Below are 18,484 nucleotides of genomic sequence, written 5' to 3'. Positions count from 1 at the left end.
GGGTGCGGCCGTGTCGTACCAGCCTGCTTGGATGGGCTGATGCTGCACGGACTGTGGTCGCCGGGATCCGGGTTGCTGCTCTGGCACGACTCGCCGGTGGCCGCGTCGTCCGCCGAGCTCCCCGATCCGCTGGGCAGCGTGCTGCGGGCGTCGAAGTTCCGGCACCGTGCGGAGGTCCTGGTGGTCGCGAACGGCGTCGCCGCGACCGAGCAGGTGCGCGCGCACGCGCTGGCTCCCGTCGCGGCCGTCGCGGCCCTGCGGCAGCGGCTGCCCGCCGAGCTGGTCTCGGGGGATCTGCGTTTCCTCGCGCACGTCGCCCACGGCATCGAACGCTGGGTGCGCGCCGGGCGTGTCGTGCCGGAGCTGCGCCGCGAGGACGGCCAGTGGTGGGTGCGCTGGCGGCTTGTCGGCGGCGAGCGGCAACGCGCCTGGCTGGCCGAACTCGCGGTCGCCATGCCGCAGGCCCTGCGCGTGGCCGGGCGTCCGGCGGCGCTGCTCGACGACATGGTCACCGAGCTCACCGATCCGATCGCGCGGGCGCTGGCCGACCTGCCGGATTCGCCGCATCCCCTGGTGGCCGCTCTGGCCGGGGACACTCCGCTGGACAACGGCAGCTATCAGGTCGCCGAGCTGCTGGAACGCTGGCGGGCCAGCCTGACCGGCGACGAACCGGAACTGGTGCTGCGCCTGCTCGAACCGGATGGCGAACTCGGCGTCGCCGACGAGTCGGTGGCGCTGTGGCGGCTGGAGGTCTGTCTGCGGGTCACCGGCGAGGCGCCCAGAACCGTGCCGCTGCACGAGGATCCGAACCTGCTGCGGATCGCGGTGGACAAGCTCGGCGCGGCGCAGCGCGCGTATCCGAGGTTGCGCGACCTGCCGAGCGATCCGCACAGCATGGATCTGCTGTTACCCACCGAGGTGGTGCTCGACCTGGTCGCGCACGGCGCGCACGCCCTGCACGCCGCGGGAGTCCACCTGCTGCTGCCGCGCGCGTGGAATGTCGCCGAACCGAGCATGCGGCTGCGGGTGGACAGCGCGGTGCCCGCCGCGGAGAGCACCGTCGGTCTGCCTGGCCTGGTCTCCTACCGCTGGGAGCTCGCGCTCGGCGACATGGTGCTGACGGCGGCCGAGATGCAGCGGCTGGTGCGCGGCAAGTCCGATCTGGTCCAGCTGCGCGGTCAGTGGGTGCAGGCCGATCACAAGGCGCTGGCCGCCGCGGCCCGCTACGTCGCCGCGCACACCGACGACTCGCCGGTCACCTTCGCGGACATGCTCGGCGAGATCGCGGTCTCCCGGGTGCCGCGGGTGCCGATCACCGAGGTCACGGCCTCGGGGTGGGCGGCGGACCTGCTCGACCGCGCGCGCGAGCCGGTAGCGGTCGCCGCGCCAGTCGGACTCAAGACCCAGCTGCGCCCGTATCAGGAACGCGGCCTGGCCTGGCTGGCCGCCATGAGCCGGATGGGTTGCGGCGCGATCCTGGCCGACGACATGGGCCTCGGCAAGACCGTCCAGGTGCTCGCCTTGCTGGTGCACGAGCGCGAGACGGCCGAAGCCGCGGCCGAGCCGCCCGGCCCCACCCTGCTGGTGTGCCCGATGTCGGTGGTCGGGAACTGGCAGCGCGAGGCGGAGCGGTTCGCGCCCGACCTGCGGGTGTGGGTGCATCACGGCGCGGGACGGCGGGCAGGCGCCGAACTCGACGAGACGGTCGCCGCCGCGGACTTGGTGGTCACCACCTACGCGCTGCTCGCGCGCGACGCCGAGGAACTCGGCAGGCAGCACTGGGCCCGCGTCGTCCTGGACGAAGCGCAGCACATCAAGAACGCGGGAACACGGCAGGCGCGGGCGGCGCGGTCGCTGCGCGCGCGACATCGGCTGGCGCTCACCGGCACCCCGGTGGAGAACCGGTTGGAAGAGCTGCGCTCCATCATGGATTTCGCGATGCCGAAGGTGCTCGGCAGCCCGCAGTCGTTCCGCGCGCGCTTCGCGGTGCCCATCGAACGCGAGCGCGACCAGAACGCGATCAGCCGCCTGCGCTGGCTCACCCAGCCGTTCGTGCTGCGCCGGGTGAAGACCGACCCCGCGGTGATCAGCGACCTGCCGGAGAAATTCGAGATGACGGTGCGGTCGAACCTGACCGTCGAGCAGGCCGCGCTCTACCAGGCGGTCGTGGACGACATGCTCGCCAAAATCAAGGACGCGAAGGGCATGGCCCGCAAGGGCGCCGTGCTCGGCGCGCTCACCCGGCTCAAACAGGTGTGCAATCATCCCGCGCACTTCCTGGCCGACGGGTCGAGCGTGCTGCACCGCGGCGCGCACCGATCGGGCAAGCTCGCCCTGGTCGAAGACGTGCTCGAGGCGGTGCTCGCCGATGGCGAGAAGGCTCTGCTGTTCACCCAGTTCCGGGAATTCGGCGAGCTGGTGGCGCCGTATCTGGTCGAGCGATTCGGCGCCGAGATCCCGTTCCTGCACGGTGGCGTGCCGAAGAAGAAGCGCGACGCGATGGTCACCCGGTTCCAGGCGCCGGACGGACCGCCGCTGATGCTGCTGTCGCTCAAAGCGGGCGGCACCGGGCTCAACCTCACCGCCGCCAATCACGTGGTCCACCTGGACCGCTGGTGGAACCCCGCGGTGGAGAACCAGGCCACCGACCGCGCGTTCCGGATCGGCCAGCGGCGCGATGTGCAGGTGCGCAAGCTGGTCTGCGTGGACACCATCGAGGAGCGGATCGACGAGATGATCAACGGCAAGCGGCAACTCGCCGATCTGGCCGTCGGCGCGGGGGAGAACTGGATCACCGAGCTGAGCACCGATGAATTGCGCGACCTGTTCGCCCTCGGCGCGGCGGCGGTGGGCGAATGAGTCCCTTCGTCGACTACTCCGAGTACGGGAAGAAGCGGCCGGTGCGCGGCGGAGTGGAAGCACGCAGCAGGCGCGGTGGCTTCGGGCGCACCTGGTGGGGCAAGGCCCTGGTGGACTCGGTCGAGCGGATGGCGGAGCCGGGCCGGCTCGCGCGCGGTCGCAATTACGCCAGGTCGGGCCAGGTGGTGAACTACCGGATCGAGCCGGGTGCGGTGACGGCGGAAGTGCAAGGCAGCCAACCGCGCCCGTTCACCGCGGTGTTCACCGTGCGCCCGCTGCGCGAGGAAGAGATCGCGGAGCTCATCGAGACCATCCGCTCGGCACCCGGCATGCTGACCGAGATCGCCTCGGGCGCATTGCCGACCGGGCTCGGGCCGCTGCTGCTGCCGAGCACCGCGGCGGAGCTGGATTTCACCTGCACCTGCCCCGACCCGGGCTGGCCGTGCAAGCACGTGGCGGCGGTCTGCTATCTGCTGGCCGAACGGCTCGACGAACACCCGCGCGAGATCCTGACTCTGCGCGGACTCGACCTGGACACACTGATCGGCGGTATCGAGCGTGAACCGGGACCGCCCGTTTCCGACGACCCGTATGGTGCAAACATCCCTCTGCCGGATCTGCCCAGTGTCGAATTCCGGCCTGCGCCCGAGGATTTGGATCCGGTGCTGCTGCGCAGGGCGCTGCGGATGACCTCGGCCGACGAGACGACCGCCGCGACCGGACTGCGCGAGCTCACCGCGCTGTATCAGCGGTTCGACCGCTGACATTGGTCGGCACCCAGCATCGGGGCTGACGGTTACCGCCGGACTGTCGGGGCGGGATCTAGACCGGCGGAGCGAAGGGACCGGAGACTTCCCGATGCCGGGTGCCTTATCAAGTCTCCCGCCGCTCGACCCCGATACGGAACTGCCCTACAGCGCCCGCACACTGCCCTTGCGCCGAACTTGCCGAACCGCCACCGCGCGCCACCGGATCGTCGCACGGCCGCGCCCGGCGCCGGAGAAGGGGCCCGAACAGGGCAAATGTTCGGATAGGCTGACAGTGTGGCAGGGAAGAGTCCCTTGGGCGGGTTGCCTCGCGACGACCTCGGAACTCCGGTGGACGTCCGCACACCGCCGCGCCGGGTGGTGTCGCTCGTTCCGTCGCTGACCGAAGCGGTGGCGCACACCTGTCCGGAGGTGCTGGTCGCCGCGACACAATGGTGCACGCACCCAGCCGATCTGGCGGTCGAGCGGGTTCGCGGCACCAAGAATCCGCACGTGCGGCGCATTGTCGAACTCGCACCCGACCTGGTGCTGTGCAACAAGGAGGAGAACCGCCGCATCGACGTCGAACGCCTGCGCGCGGCGGGAATCCCGGTGTGGGTGACCGCGATAGAGACCGTCGACGAGGCCATCGTGTCGCTCACCCGGCTCTGCGTGGAGGCGCTCGGCGCCGACATCCCGGCATGGCTGCGCCGAGCCGAATCCGCTTGGGCGCCACCACCACCCGTATCGGTTCGCGCCGCCGTCATCCCGGTCTGGCGCGATCCGTGGATGGTGGTCGGACGGAACACTTTCACCGGCGACATAGCCCGTCGGTTGGGCCTGCGCCTGGTGCATGCGGATCGCCCCGCCCGCTATCCGCACGTGTCGGAGGCCGAACTCACCGCGGGCGTCGACCTCGCTGTGCTTCCCGACGAGCCCTATGTCTTCACCGAAAACGACGGACCCGAGGCTTTTGCGGACATCCCGGTCGCGTTGGTGGAGGGCCGTGCCCTCACCTGGTACGGGCCGTCGTTGGTGACCGCTCGCGCCACGCTCACCGCGCAACTGGCGCGGGCGGCTCAACGCAGTTCGTAGTCGAACCAGATGTGGTGCGTGCCATCGGCGTCCACGCTCAGTCCGCCGGTGCCCGTGATACCGGTGAGGTCGCCGGTACCGCTGCCGGGGACGATCGCGCAGAACTCGTTCGTGCGGTCGGAGCCGCTGGTGCTCGCGACGTGCAAGAAATTGAAGGTGCCCGCGACGCCACCGAGCGCCCCCTCGAACGACTCCATCGCCGTATAGCTGCCCACGCCCGTGGCCTGGTCGAACGCCGCGGTGAAGACAGTCGACGAGCGGCCATCGATCGCGCCGCCGAACTGCTTGGTGATGAGGGCGACACCGACCGGCAGCGCGGTGGTGATCGTGGGATCGGGCACCACCTCGGTCGGGTCGAAGGAACTCACGGAGAAGGTGCCGGTAACTTTCACGCGGCAGATGCTAGCCAGGAGGGCCGACAGCATCGGCAGCTGCGCGGCTTCCGCCACTCAGTCCGCGATCCGGTACACGCGCTGCGCCGTGGTCCGGAAGACCTGCGCGAGTTCCGCCGGTCCGCCGCCGTGGCCGGTGACGGCGGCAGCGACAGCCTCGATGCTGTTCGCGATGCTGGTGACCGGCTTGTCCACCGGGAAGTTCGAGCCCCAGATCAGCCGGTCCGCGCCGAAGACGTCCAGGGCGTGCTCGACCAGCGGGCCGATCCGGTCGAGCAGGTCCGCCGCGGGCGTCGGCGTGCCGCGCGGCGGGATCGGATGCCCCAGAATCGGCATCATCAGACCGCTCACCTTCGCGACCACGTTCGGCCGCGCGGCCAGGGCGGCGAGATCGTCGCGCCACCGCACCAGGAGTTCCCTGCGCAGTCCCGGATGCCGGCCGGTGTGTTTGCCGACGCCGCCGAAGATCCCCGCGGGCGTGCCGAGGTGGTTCAGCACGATCGGCACTTCGGGATAGCGCTCGGCCAGCGTGGTGACGTCGGGAATAGCGTGCGAGTACACCCACGCTTCGAAGGACAGGCCGCGCTCGGCCAGCTGGGCGAAGCCGTCCAGGAAGGCTTTGGTGGTGAGCTTGCCCGGCGTGTGGGTGAACGACCGCACGCCGGGATCGGGGTGGTGGGCGGCCATCGTGCGGATGCCGCGCAGCAGCGGTGACGCGGCCGCGTGCGCATCCAGCAGCTCGGCGAACCCCGGCGCCGCCGGGTCGCCGCCCGCGAGGATCGCGCCGAGGCGTGGCGCAGCCTCCAGCGGCAGCCCCGCCACCCAGGCGGTCTCCCCGGCCTTGCCCAGCGGTCCCGGCTGCGACCATTCGACCTCGATGTGCGCGACCACCTCGACCGGCGCGTTGCCGGCGTCGGCGCGGTAGTCGAACGGAAGGTAGGGCCGCAGATAGGCGACCGGATCCCCGACGAACTCGCGATCCCGCCGCGGTGCGAGGCGTTTCGCCGCGTCCACCGGCACCGGCAGCAGCCGGAGCAATTTCGCCAAGGCACTGAAATCCCGGGGTGTGGTGAACGGATCCCACTGGTGGATGTGCGCGTCGATGATCCGAATTTCCGAAAGATCCATGTCTGCCATCCCAACCACGCCGAAGGTTTGCTCGGCGATTGTCACACGCTCCGGGCGGGCCGGGCCGGATTATCGGCGGGACCCGGCCCGGTCCTCACACGTTGCGGCGGTACTGCCCTCCCACGGTGAAGAACGTGTCCGTGATCTGCTGCAACGTGCATACCCGCGCGGCCTCCATCAAGACCTCGAAAATGTTGTCGTCGGTGCGGGCCACGGCTTCGAGCCGGGCGAGCGCGGCGTGCGCGGCATCCCGGTTGCGCTGCTGGAACTCGCGGACCCGCCGCAACTGGGACTGCTTCTCCGCCTCGGTGCCGCGCGCCAGTTCCAGCTCCCGGTGCGGCTCGTCGTGGGAGTTGCGGAAGGTGTTCACCCCGATGATCGGCAGCGAACCGTCGTGCTTGCGCTGTTCGTAGCGCATCGATTCGTCCTGGATCTTGCCGCGCTGGTAGCCGGTCTCCATCGCGCCGAGCACGCCGCCGCGTTCGCTGATCCGCTCGAACTCGCTCAGCACGGCCTCCTCGACCAGATCGGTGAGCTCGTCCACCAGGAAACTGCCCTGTAGCGGGTTCTCGTTCATCGCGACGCCCCACTCCCGGTTGATGATGAGCTGGATGGCCAGCGCGCGGCGCACCGATTCCTCGGTCGGGGTGGTCACCGCCTCGTCGTAGGCGTTGGTGTGCAGGCTGTTGCAGTTGTCGTAGATCGCGATCAGCGCCTGCAGCGTGGTGCGGATGTCGTTGAAGTTCATCTCCTGCGCGTGCAGTGACCGGCCGGAGGTCTGGATGTGGTACTTGAGCTTCTGCGAGCGTTCGTTGGCGCCGTAGCGATCCCGCATGGCGACCGCCCAGATGCGCCGGGCCACCCGGCCGATCACCGAGTACTCGGGGTCCATCCCGTTGGAGAAGAAGAACGACAGGTTCGGCGCGAAGTCGTCGATGTGCATACCGCGCGCGAGGTAGGCCTCCACGTAGGTGAATCCGTTGGCGAGGGTGAAGGCCAGCTGGCTGATCGGGTTCGCGCCCGCTTCGGCGATGTGGTAGCCGGAGATCGACACCGAGTAGAAATTGCGGACGCCGTTGCGCACGAACCATTCCTGGATGTCGGCCATCATGCGCAGGCTGAACTCGGTGGAGAAGATGCAGGTGTTCTGGCCCTGGTCCTCCTTGAGGATGTCGGCCTGCACCGTGCCGCGCACCGTGGCCAGCGTTCGCGCGCGCAGCTCGGCCGCCTCGTCCTCGGTCGGTGGCCGCCCCTGCTCGGCCGCGAAACGATCGAGCGCCTGATCTATCGCGGTGTTCAGGAAGTAGGCCAGGATGGTGGGCGCCGGGCCGTTGATGGTCATCGACACCGAGGTGGCCGGGGCGGTCAGGTCGAAACCGTCGTAGAGCACCTTCATGTCGTCGAGCGAGGCGATCGACACCCCGGAGGTGCCGACCTTGCCGTAGATGTCGGGTCGCTCGGCGGGATCGTGCCCGTAGAGCGTCACCGAATCGAACGCGGTGGACAGCCTTTTCGCGTCGGAATGCTCGCTGAGCACCTTGAACCGGCGGTTGGTGCGGAACGGATCGCCTTCGCCCGCGAACATGCGGGCCGGGTCCTCGTTATCGCGTTTGAACGCGAACACTCCCGCTGTGAACGGGAACCGGCCGGGCAGGTGCTCGGCGCGCAGGAAGCGCAGCAGCTCGCCGTGATCGGTGCAGCGGGGCAGCGCGACGCGCGGAATCGAGTTGCCGGACAGGGTCTCCCGGCGCAGCGGGGTGTGGATCTCCCGGTCGCGCACGCGGACCACCTGTTCGTCCCCGCGGTAGGACTCGGCGAGCGCGGGCCACTCGGCCAGCAGCGCGGCGTTCGCGGGCGTCAGATCGGCGCGGGCGCGTTCGGCCAGTTCGGCGACCGCGGTGTCGCCGGGCAATTCGGCCGCCACCTGCTCGAGGCGTTGCAGCCGTTGCGCGGCGAGCGCTTGGGCGGCGGTCTCGGCGTGGTAACCGCGCACGGTCTCGGCGATCTCAGCCAGGTAGCGCACCCGCGCGGGCGGGATGAGCTGGGCGAAGCGCGTGGAGGTCCGGGTGTCCACCCGGGGCAGGGCGCCGGGCTCGAGCCGCAGGCCGTGCTGCGCGAGCAGCCCCGTCAGGTGCTGGTAGAGCGCTGTCACGCCGTCGTCGTTGAACGTCGCCGCGCTGGTGCCGAAGACCGGCATGTCCTGCGGCGCGGCGTGGAACTCCTCCCGGTTGCGGATCAGCTGACGGGCCACGTCGCGCAGCGCGTCCGCCGCGCCGCGGCGCTCGAACTTGTTGATCGCCACCACGTCCGCGAAGTCCAGCATGTCGATCTTCTCCAGCTGGGAGGCGGCGCCGAACTCGGGCGTCATCACGTACATCGACACGTCGACGTAATCGGTCACCGCGGCGTCACCCTGACCGATGCCGGGCGTTTCCAGGATGACCAGGTCGTATCCCGCTGCCTTGCAGGCGGTCACGATGAGATCGATGTTGTCCGGCAGTTCCCGTCCACCGCGGGTGGCCAGCGAGCGGAAGAAGACGTGTTCGCCGTCGAGCGCGTTCATCCGGATGCGGTCGCCGAGCAGCGCGCCGCCGCCGCGCCGCCGGGTCGGGTCCACCGCGAGGATCGCGACCCGCACCTTGTCCTGCTGATCCGAACGCAGCCTGCGCACCAATTCGTCGGTGAGCGAGGACTTTCCGGAGCCGCCGGTGCCGGTGATGCCCAGCACCGGCACGGTCCGCGCGGACGCGGCGTCGGCCAACTCGAGCCGGTCTTCCTCCGGCAGCGCGTTCGCCTGCAGGCAGGTGATGACGCGGGCCAAGGCGGCGCGCTCGCCCGCGAGCACCGCCTCCGGCACCGGCGGCTCGGCCGCGAGGTCGATATCGCACGCGCGGATCAGCTGGTTGATCATGCCCGGCAGACCGAGCCGCTGTCCGTCCTCGGGGGAGAAGATGGTCACGCCGGACGCGGCCAAGCGCGCGATCTCCTCCGCGACGATCACGCCCCCGCCGCCGCCGAAGATCCGCACGTGCTCGGCTCCGGCTTTCCGCAACGCGTCGGCCAGGTATTCGAAGTACTCGACATGACCACCCTGATAGGAGCTGACCGCGACGCCTTGCGCGTCCTCGGTGAGCACCGCGTCGACCACCTCGCTGACCGAGCGGTTGTGGCCGAGGTGGATCACCTCCGCGCCCTGGCTCTGCAAGATGCGGCGCATGATGTTGATCGCCGCGTCGTGCCCGTCGAACAGGGCCGCTGACGTGACGAAACGAACGGGATGAGTGGGTGCGTAGAGCGCGCTGCTGTCGGCCACGGAATTCCTCCGGCGAGTCCATTGGCGCCCGATACTAGGACGTCAAACTAATCCTACGGTGACTGCGATCACATCGCCAGGGAGCCGAGTTGTGCCGGTCCGCGTGTCCCCCCGGCTGCCCAGGGGGTCCGAGTCCGGTTCGCGTTGTGGCGGCGGCCGACTCGGACATACTGGGCGCATGGTGAGGGATGAGAGGGCAGGCGCCGCGCTGGGGCGGCTGGTCGCCGAGGGCGTGCTGTCCGCGAGCCAGGCCGACGCGGTGCTCACCGCGCTCGCCGCCGAGCGGGCGTCGGCGGTGGCGCGCGGGAAGGTGCTGGCCGAGATCGCCGCGTATGTCGGGGCCGGGCTGCTGTTCGGCGGGATCTTCCTCGTGGCGTCCTCATCCTGGGACGATCTCGGGCGGCCGGTCCGGGTGGGTGTGCTCGCCGTCGTGTCGGCCGGTCTGCTGCTCGGTGGAGTGTTGCTCACCGGCGTGCGATCGCGCCGCACGAGCATGCACAGCGCCCGCGCCCGGCTGGCGGCGGTCCTGTTCGCGCTGGGTTCCGTCGCGCTAGCCGGGTCCGTCGGCACGGCGCTGGAGGGCGGCGGCTCCGATGCCGCATGGGTTTTCGCGTGCGCGGCGGGAGCGGTGATCGCGGTGCTCGGTTACCTCGCGCTGCCGTCGGTCGTCGGAATGCTGGTCTGCGCGTGTTTCGTGCCCGCGGCCGTCGCGGGGCTGCTGACCGAGGTGCTCGATCTGGACGACACCTGGGGCAGCGTGGCGGTGCTGCTGCTCGGTGGCGTGTGGTTTGCGCTGACCAGGCTCGGAGCGTTGATCGATATCCGGGTCGGATACCTGATCGCGATCGTCACGTCCGTCGCCGCCGCGCAGAGTGTCGACATCGACGGCCGGACCTGGGCGTACGGACTCACGGCGCTGGTGGCCCTGGTCTGCTTCGCCCTGTACGCGACCCAGCGGTCGGCGGTGCTCGTCATCGGGGGCGGTGTGGCGATCGCGCTGGCGGCGGGCGAGGCGGTCTCGGACTGGACCGACGACTCGCTGGGCGCCGCGGCCGTCGTGGTGGCGATCGGCGCGATCACGCTCGGCCTCGGCGCATTCCGCCTCGTGCGGCCGTGGCGGGAGAAGAAGGCCGATCCGGTCGTGAAGTCATAGACCGCCGTCCTGGCCGGTGCGGTCGGAAGCCGCGGGCAGATCAGTCGGCTCCCAGCCGTGGGATGAATCACATCCGACCTGCGGCCTGTCAATACTTGGACATCCAACTATAGGATGACCGCATACCGCGCAGCGGTGTCCCGATCGGCTACCAGAACAGGACTGGCATGGTTCGCGAACTCACCCATTTCATCGGCGGACAGCATGTGCCGGGCACTTCCGGCAACTTCGGCGACGTCTTCGATCCCAACCTCGGCCAGGTGCAGGCGCGGGTGCCGCTGGCGAGCAAATCCGAGGTCGAAGCGGTCATCGCGAACGCCGAGGCCGCGCAGCCGGTGTGGGCCGCCTTCAACCCGCAGAAGCGGGCGCGCGTGCTGATGAAGTTCCTGACCCTGGTGCAGGACGAGATGGATTCGCTGGCCGCCCTGCTGTCCTCCGAGCACGGCAAGACCATCGCCGACGCCAAGGGCGACATCCAGCGCGGCCTGGAGGTCATCGAATTCGCCGTCGGTATCCCGCACCTGCTCAAGGGCGAATACACCGAGAGCGCGGGCACCGGCATCGACGTGTACTCGATGCGCCAGCCGCTGGGTGTCGTCGCGGGCATCACCCCGTTCAACTTCCCGGCCATGATCCCGCTGTGGAAGGCCGGTCCCGCGCTGGCCACCGGCAACGCGTTCGTCCTCAAGCCCTCCGAGCGCGACCCCTCGGTGCCGCTGCGGCTGGCCGAGCTGTTCCTCGAGGCGGGGTTGCCCGCCGGCGTGTTCAACGTCGTCAACGGCGACAAGGAAGCCGTCGACACGCTGCTGCACGATCCGCGCATCAAGGCCGTCGGCTTCGTCGGCTCCACCCCGATCGCGCAGTACATCTACGAGACCGCGACCGCGAACGGCAAGCGCGCCCAGTGCTTCGGCGGCGCGAAGAACCACGCGATCGTCATGCCGGACGCCGACCTCGACGACGTTGCCGACCAGCTGATCGGCGCGGGCTACGGTTCGGCGGGCGAGCGCTGCATGGCCATCTCGGTGGCCGTCCCGGTCGGCGAGGAGACCGCCGACCGCCTGGTGGCCAAGCTGACCGAGCGGGTGCACAAGCTCAACGTCGGCCGTTCCGACGACCCCGGCGCCGACTATGGCCCACTGGTCGGCCAGGACGGCGTGAACCGGGTGAACAACTACGTCCAGATCGGCATCGATGAGGGTGCCGAACTGGTGGTGGACGGACGCGGTCTGGTCGTGGAGGGCGCCGAGGACGGCTACTTCGTCGGCGCGACGCTGTTCGACAAGGTGACTCCGGAGATGCGGATCTACCGCGAGGAGATCTTCGGTCCGGTGCTCAGCGTGGTCCGCGCCAAGGACTACGAAGAGGGACTGCGGCTGGCCAACGAGCACGAGTACGGCAACGGCGTCGCGATCTTCACCCGCGACGGCGACACCGCCCGCGATTTCGCCGCGCGCGTGCAGGTCGGCATGGTCGGCATCAACGTGCCGATCCCCGTGCCGATCGCGTACTACACCTTCGGCGGGTGGAAGCGCTCCGGCTTCGGCGACCTCAACCAGCACGGCCCGGATTCCATCCGCTTCTACACCAAGACCAAGACGGTGACCCAGCGCTGGCCCTCCGGCCTCAAGGAGAGCAACGCGTTCGTCATCCCGACCATGGACTGACGCGGATGTTCGCACTCGACGACGACGAGAAGGCGATCCGCGACACCGCGCGCGGCTTCGCCGACGAATTCCTCGCCCCGAACGCGCTGGAATGGGACGAGCAGAAGCATTTCCCGGTGGACGTGCTGCGCAAGGCGGGCCCGCTCGGCCTCGGCGGCATCTACGTACGCGACGACGTGGGCGGCTCGGCGCTGCGCAGGCTCGACGCCGTGCGCATCTTCGAGCAGCTGGCCACCGGCTGCCCCGCCATCGCCGCCTACATCTCCATCCACAATATGGCGACGTGGATGATCGACCGCTACGGCGACGACGACCAGCGCAACCGCTGGCTGCCCCGGCTGACCGCGATGGAACTGCTGGCCAGCTACGCGCTCACCGAGCCCGGCGTCGGTTCCGACGCGGCGGCGTTGAGCACCAAGGCCGTGCGCGACGGCGACGACTACGTCTTCAACGGCGCCAAGCAGTTCATCTCCGGCGCGGGCGCCACCGACGTCTACGTGGTGATGGCACGAACCGGTGACGCGGGGGCGCGCGGAATCTCGGCATTCATCGTCCCCGCCGACACACCGGGCATCACCTTCGGCGCCAACGAGAAGAAGATGGGCTGGAACGCGCAGCCGACCCGTCAGGTGATCTTCACCGACGCCCGGGTCCCGGCGGCGAACTTGCTCGGCGCGGAGGGCGACGGCTTCCGCATCGCGATGAACGGGCTCAACGGCGGCAGGCTCAATATCGCCGCCTGCTCGGTCGGCGGCGCGCAGGCGGCGCTGGACAAGACGGTTCCGTATCTCGCCGAGCGGCACGCGTTCGGCAAGCCGCTGCTGCGCAATCAGGCGCTGCAATTCGAACTCGCCGATATGCGTATCGCATTGGAGGCCGCCCGCACGCTGCTGTGGCGGGCCGCCGCGGCGCTGGACGCCGACGCGCCGGACAAGGTCGAGCTGTGCGCGATGGCCAAGCGCTTCGCCACCGACGCGGGCTTCGAGGTGGCCAACAAAGCCCTGCAACTGCACGGCGGCTACGGCTACCTCACCGAGTACGGCGTGGAGAAGATCGTCCGGGATCTGCGGGTGCACCAGATCCTCGAGGGCACCAACGAAATCATGCGGGTGGTCGTCGCCCGCTCACTGGTGGTAGGAGCGGCATGAGCGGTCAGGCCCGGAGGCGGCAGCGGAGCGTGACCACGCAGGGCCCCGCTCGTGCCGGCAGGAGACACAGCATGAGCGGTCAGGCCCGGAGGCGGCAGCGGAGCGTGACCACGCAGGGCCCCGCTCGTGCCGGCAGGAGACACAGCATGAGCGGTCAGGCCCGGAGGCGGCAGCGGAGCGTGACCACGCAGGGCCCCGCTCGTGCCGGAAAGGACAGAGCATGAGCGAATCTGAAGTTCTCTTCGAACAGCGCGACGGTCTCGGCCTGATCACGCTGAACCGGCCCAAGGCCATCAACGCGCTCAATCACCCGATGGCCCTTGCCATCACCGACGCGCTGCGCGCCTGGGCCGAGGACGACGCGGTGCGCACCGTGGTCGTCACCGGCGCGGGGGAGCGCGGCCTGTGCGCGGGCGGCGATATCGTCGCGATCCACGCGGACGCGAAAAGCGGTGCCGCGGGGGCCGATTCGCCCACCGGGCGGTTCTGGCGCGACGAGTACGTACTCAACGCACTGATCGGCCGCTATCCGAAGCCGTACGTGGTGGTCATGGACGGCATCGTGATGGGCGGCGGCGTCGGGCTCTCCGGGCACGGCAGCCACCGCATCGTCACCGAGCGGTCCAAGATCGGCATGCCCGAGGTGGGCATCGGCTTCGTCCCGGACGTCGGCGGCACGTACCTGCTGGCCCGCACCCCGGGCGAGATCGGAACGCACGTCGCGCTGACCACCGCGCGGATGAGCGCGGGCGACGCCATCGCGGCGGGCTTCGCCGACTATTTCGTCGCCTCCGAGGATCTGCCCGCCCTGCTGGAGACGCTGCGCTCGGAGAGCGCGGACATCGCGATCGCCAAGTTCGCCACCGACGCGCCGGATTCCGCGCTGGCCGCCGGGCAGAGCTGGATCGACGCCTGCTACGCGGCCGATTCCGTGGAGGAGATCCTCGCGCGGCTGCAAGCGCACGACGCGCCGGAAGCGCGGGCGGCGGCCACCGAGATCCTGGCGAAATCGCCGGTCGCTCTGAAGGTCACGCTGCGCTCGCTGCGTGCGGCACGCACCGCGCCGGGCCTGGAGGCGGTGCTGAACGAGGAGTACCGGGTTTCCATCGCCTCGCTGGCCTCGCACGATCTGGTGGAAGGCATTCGCGCCCAGGTGATCGACAAGGACCGCAACCCGCAGTGGTCGCCCGCCACCCTGGAGGCGGTCACGGACGCGCAAGTGGACGCATACTTCGCCGAATTGGGCGATCGAGAGCTGGGTTTGACCCCGGAGGTGGCGTGATGAGCAAGCGAATCGGATTCCTCGGCCTCGGCCACATGGGCGGGCCGATGGCGGCCAACCTGGTGCGGGCGGGCTACGAGGTGCTCGCCTTCGACCCGGTGCCCCCGGCGCGGGAGCAGGCCGAGCGCGACGGCGCGCTCGTGGTCGGTTCGGCCACCGAGGCCGCCGCGGCCGACATCGTGATCACCATGCTGCCCAACGGCAAACTCGTCCTCGACGTGTACGCCGAGCTGCTGCCGGTCGCCGCGCCGGGCACGCTGTTCATCGACTGCTCCACCATCGACGTAGCCGATGCCAAGCTCGCGGCCGAACGCGCCGCCGAGGCCGGGCACCGCGCGCTGGACGCACCCGTTTCCGGCGGTGTGGCCGGCGCCGCGGCGGGCACGCTGACCTTCATGGTCGGCGGCGCCGCCGAGGACTTCGCCGACGCGCTCCCGGCGCTCGAGGTGATGGGCGGCAAGGTCGTGCACTGCGGCGGCTCCGGCGTCGGGCAGGCCGCGAAGATCTGCAACAACATGCTGCTGGGCGTCTCGATGATCGCGCTGTCGGAGTCGCTGGTGCTGGGCGAGAAGCTGGGGCTGAGCCATCAGTCGTTCTTCGACGTGGTCTCCACCGCCTCCGGCCAGAGCTGGGCACTGACCAGCTACTGCCCGGTTCCCGGCCCGGTGCCGACCAGCCCGGCCAACAACGACTACCAGCCGGGTTTCGCCACGGCCTTGATGTCGAAGGACCTGGGTCTGGCCGCGAACGCATTGCGCGAGAACAACATCGACGGGCAGCTCGGGTTGCTCGCCGCGGCGATCTACGAGCGCTTCAACCAGACGGATGCCGGACGGGACTTCTCGGCTATCGTCACCGATATCCGTAACCGTTCCGACCAAGAGGGTGCATGAGGAATGAACGCATCGCAGAGCGATTCCGTGGCGGGCGACGGCCGGGCGACGGGCGGGCGTGAGTTCGAGACGATCCTGCTGGAACGCAAGGGCCGGGTCGGCTGGATCACGCTGAACCGCCCCAAGGCGCTGAACGCACTGAACGCGCAGGTCCTCGACGACGTCATCGCCGCGCTCGACGAACTCGAGCACGACGACGAGATCGGCGCCATCGTGATCACCGGCTCGGAGCGGGCCTTCGCGGCCGGCGCCGACATCAAGGAGATGCAGCCCAAGTCGTACATGGACATGTTCATGGACGACTTCTTCGCCCGCTGGGACCGGCTGGCGCAGTTCCGCAAGCCCACCATCGCCGCCGTCGCGGGCTACGCGCTGGGCGGCGGCTGCGAGCTGGCCATGATCTGCGACATCCTGCTCGCGGCCGACACCGCAAAGTTCGGGCAGCCGGAGATCAAGCTGGGCGTGATCCCCGGTATCGGCGGCTCGCAGCGGCTGACCCGCGCGATCGGCAAGGCCAAGGCCATGGACCTGGTGCTCACCGGCCGCAACATGGACGCCGAGGAGGCCGAGCGGGCGGGCCTGGTCTCGCGCATCGTGCCCGCCGCGCAACTGCTCGACACCGCCCTCGAGGTGGCCGAGACCATCGCGTCGATGTCACTGCCGGTCGCGATGATCGCCAAGGAAGCGGTGAACCGCTCGTTCGAGACCACCCTCGCCGAGGGGCTGCGGTTCGAACGCCGGGTCTTCCACTCGCTGTTCGCGATCGAGGACCAGAAGGAAGGCATGAGCGCCTTCGTCGAGAAGCGTCCCGCGAAGTTCACCAACCGCTGACGCCGGTACCGCTCGGCCGGGCGGACCCGTCGCAGGCTATCCGAAGCGTCCCGGCGTGGGCGCGACGATCTCCGCGGGCGTGGGCGCCCGGTCTCCTTCCGGCTGGGTCGCGTCGTTGTCCGTGGCGAGCAGGCCGGCGATGGTGGCGCCCAGGGCAACGGTGACCGCGGCCGCCGCGATGAGCTTGCGCCGGTCGACGGTGACGGGGACCAGCGTGGCTCCGGCGCGCAACCGGGCCATCCGGACCACGCCGCCGCGTCGTTCGGCGGCCAGCAGCACGGCGCCGCGCGCGGAGACGAATTCGGGCTCCGGGTCGTAGATGATCGGCAGGTCGATCAGTTCGGCCAGTTCGGCGCGAATGCTGGGGCTGCGGGTGCAGCCGCCGAGCAGCACCATCGCCTCCGGCCGCACGCCGGTCTCGTCGATGATCTGGCGCACGAACGACGCGGAGTGGTGGATGCTCGCGGCGCACAGTTCGGCCAGGTCGCTGCGGGTGAGCACGGTCCGGTCGCCGGTGTCGTCGTCGATCGCGGTGACCACCCGCGCGTCGCTCAGTTCTTCGCGGTGACGCCGGATGGTCGTCGTGTCGGTGAGCACGCCGTCGCGGGCCAGCCGCCAGCGCAACAGCGTGTCGTAGCCGTCGCCGCCGAGCACTGTGCTGCGTTTGCTGGACAGGATCGTGTCGGTGCGGCAGTCCGCGTGGGTGATGGTCAGTCCGGAGCTGCCGAGGTCGTAGAGGATCACCGAGCCGCTGTCCGGCAACTGCCCGGTGAAGCGCAGATAGCGCAGCTGGGCGAGCGGTTCGTCGATGATGGTCACGCCCCGGTCGGCCACTCCGGCGCGGATGGCGTCGGCGTGCAGCGGACAGCGGCACGTCACCGCCGTTCCCGAGATCAGTTCGTCGCGCCGGTGGGCGGCGCGGTTCATCTGACGGATCGCCTCGAAGACCGATTCCTCGACGCCACCGCCCGGGCGCCGCGGCACTTCGCAGCGATCGATCGGGGGTAGGTGCGGCTGATCGGAGTGTGTCAGCATCGCATGGGCGCCGCCAGCGCCCGCCGATACACCCAAGACCAGCACCATGAGTCCATGGTGGACCTTTTCGCTTCCGCTGCCAAGACGGCATGCCCGGCAATTCGCCGGTTGGATGCCCGTATGTCACTCGACGGTCGGTCCGATGAGGTACTCGACCGACCGGTACGTTGAATTAGTCTGTGGCCGTAGCCGACCAGCGCGCCGTTCCCTCGGCGGTGTCGAAGTCGCCCGCGGCGTGTCGGAATTCGGCGAGCAGTTGCAGGAGGGTATGCAGCCGTTCGGGCGGGAGCCCGGGAAGCGCGAAGACCTTCGCGTTGAGCTCCTCGGTCGCCTTCGCCACCAATTCGCGTCCGGCGTCGGTGATTTCGATCAGGGTAGCGCGCCGGTCGCTGGGATGCGGTACGCGCTCGACGAGCTGCGCCGCCTCCAGCCGGTCCACGGTGTTGGTCACGCTGGTGGGGTGCACCTGCAAGCGCGCGCTGGCTTTCGCCATCGGCAAGGCCCCGGTTTTGCTGAAGTTGAGCAGCATGAGCAGCTCGTAGCGGGAGAAGGTCAACCCGGTGGGTTTCAGCGCCTCGTCCACCCGCGCCATCACGATTTGCTGAGCCCGCACCAGAGACGTCACCGCTGCCATGCCGTCGGCGACATCGCCCCAGCCGTGGCCGACCCACTGACGGTGGGCCTCCTCGATCGGGTCGTTCGGAAGCGGGCGTGGCCGAGACATGTTCCGATCATTCCATGCCACCGCACGGGGACGGGGACATCCGACCAGCCTTCGGATCAGCGTGAGCGCAATGGTAGGCCGGGCCTATTCGCCACGGGCACTATCTAGGGCGAGGCGGGCGTGGCTGAGTGGTTTAGGCAACGGTCTGCAAAGCCGTTTACGCGGGTTCGATTCCCGCCGCTCGCTCCACATGTCCTCGGTGCTCGGCTCGGTGTACG

Annotated in this window: 14 protein-coding genes and 1 tRNA gene; 10 read left to right on the top strand and 5 right to left on the bottom strand. The window is 69.7% G+C overall.

The window, feature by feature from the left end; genetic code table 11:
* Nucleotides 1-39: 39 nt before the first annotated feature.
* The 3 genes from LTT66_RS06300 (at nt 40) to LTT66_RS06290 (ending at nt 4,700) form a co-directional block, all read left to right on the top strand.
* A complete protein-coding gene (locus tag LTT66_RS06300) occupies nt 40-2,859 on the top strand; it encodes a DEAD/DEAH box helicase (RefSeq protein WP_233065110.1) in 2,820 nt (939 codons plus the stop codon).
* Complete coding sequence (locus LTT66_RS06295) at nt 2,856-3,623, top strand: SWIM zinc finger family protein (protein WP_233065108.1); 768 nt, start codon at nt 2,856-2,858, stop codon at nt 3,621-3,623. Before LTT66_RS06300 ends, LTT66_RS06295 begins: the two co-directional genes overlap by 4 nt.
* Before the next feature lie 279 nt (nt 3,624-3,902).
* Nucleotides 3,903-4,700: a helical backbone metal receptor gene (locus tag LTT66_RS06290; protein ID WP_269821997.1), complete on the top strand. Its 798-nt coding sequence runs from the start codon at nt 3,903-3,905 to the stop codon at nt 4,698-4,700.
* Here LTT66_RS06290 and LTT66_RS06285 read toward each other — a convergent pair.
* The 3 genes from LTT66_RS06285 to icmF form a co-directional block, all read right to left on the bottom strand.
* A complete protein-coding gene (locus LTT66_RS06285) occupies nt 4,685-5,092 on the bottom strand; it encodes a DUF3224 domain-containing protein (RefSeq protein ID WP_233065106.1) in 408 nt (135 codons plus the stop codon). The two genes, LTT66_RS06290 and LTT66_RS06285, sit on opposite strands and share 16 nt — an antisense overlap.
* Nucleotides 5,093-5,149: 57 nt before the next feature.
* A complete protein-coding gene (locus LTT66_RS06280; RefSeq protein WP_233065104.1) occupies nt 5,150-6,220 on the bottom strand; it encodes an amidohydrolase family protein in 1,071 nt (356 codons plus the stop codon).
* 94 nt (nt 6,221-6,314) lie between these two features.
* Nucleotides 6,315-9,533 (bottom strand): fused isobutyryl-CoA mutase/GTPase IcmF, encoded by a 3,219-nt coding sequence (icmF, locus tag LTT66_RS06275; RefSeq protein ID WP_233065102.1) that lies wholly within the window; start codon nt 9,531-9,533, stop codon nt 6,315-6,317.
* A 178-nt stretch (nt 9,534-9,711) separates the two neighbouring features.
* Between icmF and LTT66_RS06270 the strand changes: the two genes are divergently transcribed.
* The 6 genes from LTT66_RS06270 (at nt 9,712) to LTT66_RS06245 (ending at nt 16,507) form a co-directional block, all read left to right on the top strand.
* Nucleotides 9,712-10,686, top strand: a complete 975-nt coding sequence (locus LTT66_RS06270; protein WP_233065099.1) for a DUF2157 domain-containing protein — start codon at nt 9,712-9,714, stop codon at nt 10,684-10,686.
* Between the two features lie 167 nt (nt 10,687-10,853).
* Complete coding sequence (locus LTT66_RS06265; RefSeq protein ID WP_195067363.1) at nt 10,854-12,353, top strand: CoA-acylating methylmalonate-semialdehyde dehydrogenase; 1,500 nt, start codon at nt 10,854-10,856, stop codon at nt 12,351-12,353.
* Nucleotides 12,354-12,358: 5 nt separating this feature from the next.
* Nucleotides 12,359-13,501: an acyl-CoA dehydrogenase family protein gene (locus LTT66_RS06260; protein WP_195067364.1), complete on the top strand. Its 1,143-nt coding sequence runs from the start codon at nt 12,359-12,361 to the stop codon at nt 13,499-13,501.
* Nucleotides 13,502-13,721: 220 nt separating this feature from the next.
* Entirely contained in the window at nt 13,722-14,783 is a 1,062-nt protein-coding gene (locus tag LTT66_RS06255; RefSeq protein ID WP_233065097.1) for an enoyl-CoA hydratase/isomerase family protein, read from the top strand.
* Entirely contained in the window at nt 14,783-15,676 is an 894-nt protein-coding gene (gene mmsB, locus LTT66_RS06250) for a 3-hydroxyisobutyrate dehydrogenase (protein WP_233065095.1), read from the top strand. Before LTT66_RS06255 ends, mmsB begins: the two co-directional genes overlap by 1 nt.
* A gap of 3 nt (nt 15,677-15,679) precedes the next feature.
* Complete coding sequence (locus LTT66_RS06245) at nt 15,680-16,507, top strand: enoyl-CoA hydratase (RefSeq protein ID WP_181720966.1); 828 nt, start codon at nt 15,680-15,682, stop codon at nt 16,505-16,507.
* Nucleotides 16,508-16,543: 36 nt separating this feature from the next.
* Here LTT66_RS06245 and LTT66_RS06240 read toward each other — a convergent pair whose 3' ends face one another.
* Both LTT66_RS06240 and LTT66_RS06235 read right to left on the bottom strand, forming a co-directional pair.
* Nucleotides 16,544-17,590: an Hsp70 family protein gene (locus LTT66_RS06240; RefSeq protein ID WP_233065093.1), complete on the bottom strand. Its 1,047-nt coding sequence runs from the start codon at nt 17,588-17,590 to the stop codon at nt 16,544-16,546.
* A gap of 124 nt (nt 17,591-17,714) precedes the next feature.
* Entirely contained in the window at nt 17,715-18,266 is a 552-nt protein-coding gene (locus LTT66_RS06235; protein ID WP_181720964.1) for a MarR family winged helix-turn-helix transcriptional regulator, read from the bottom strand.
* A gap of 114 nt (nt 18,267-18,380) precedes the next feature.
* Between LTT66_RS06235 and LTT66_RS06230 the strand changes: the two genes are divergently transcribed.
* A tRNA-Cys gene (locus tag LTT66_RS06230) sits at nt 18,381-18,455 on the top strand.
* The last annotated feature ends 29 nt before the right edge of the window (nt 18,456-18,484 follow it).

It is taken from the genome of Nocardia gipuzkoensis (assembly GCF_021183645.1).
Classification (GTDB): Bacteria; Actinomycetota; Actinomycetes; order Mycobacteriales; family Mycobacteriaceae; genus Nocardia; species Nocardia abscessus.
This window is presented reverse-complemented; position numbering and strand designations above follow the sequence as displayed.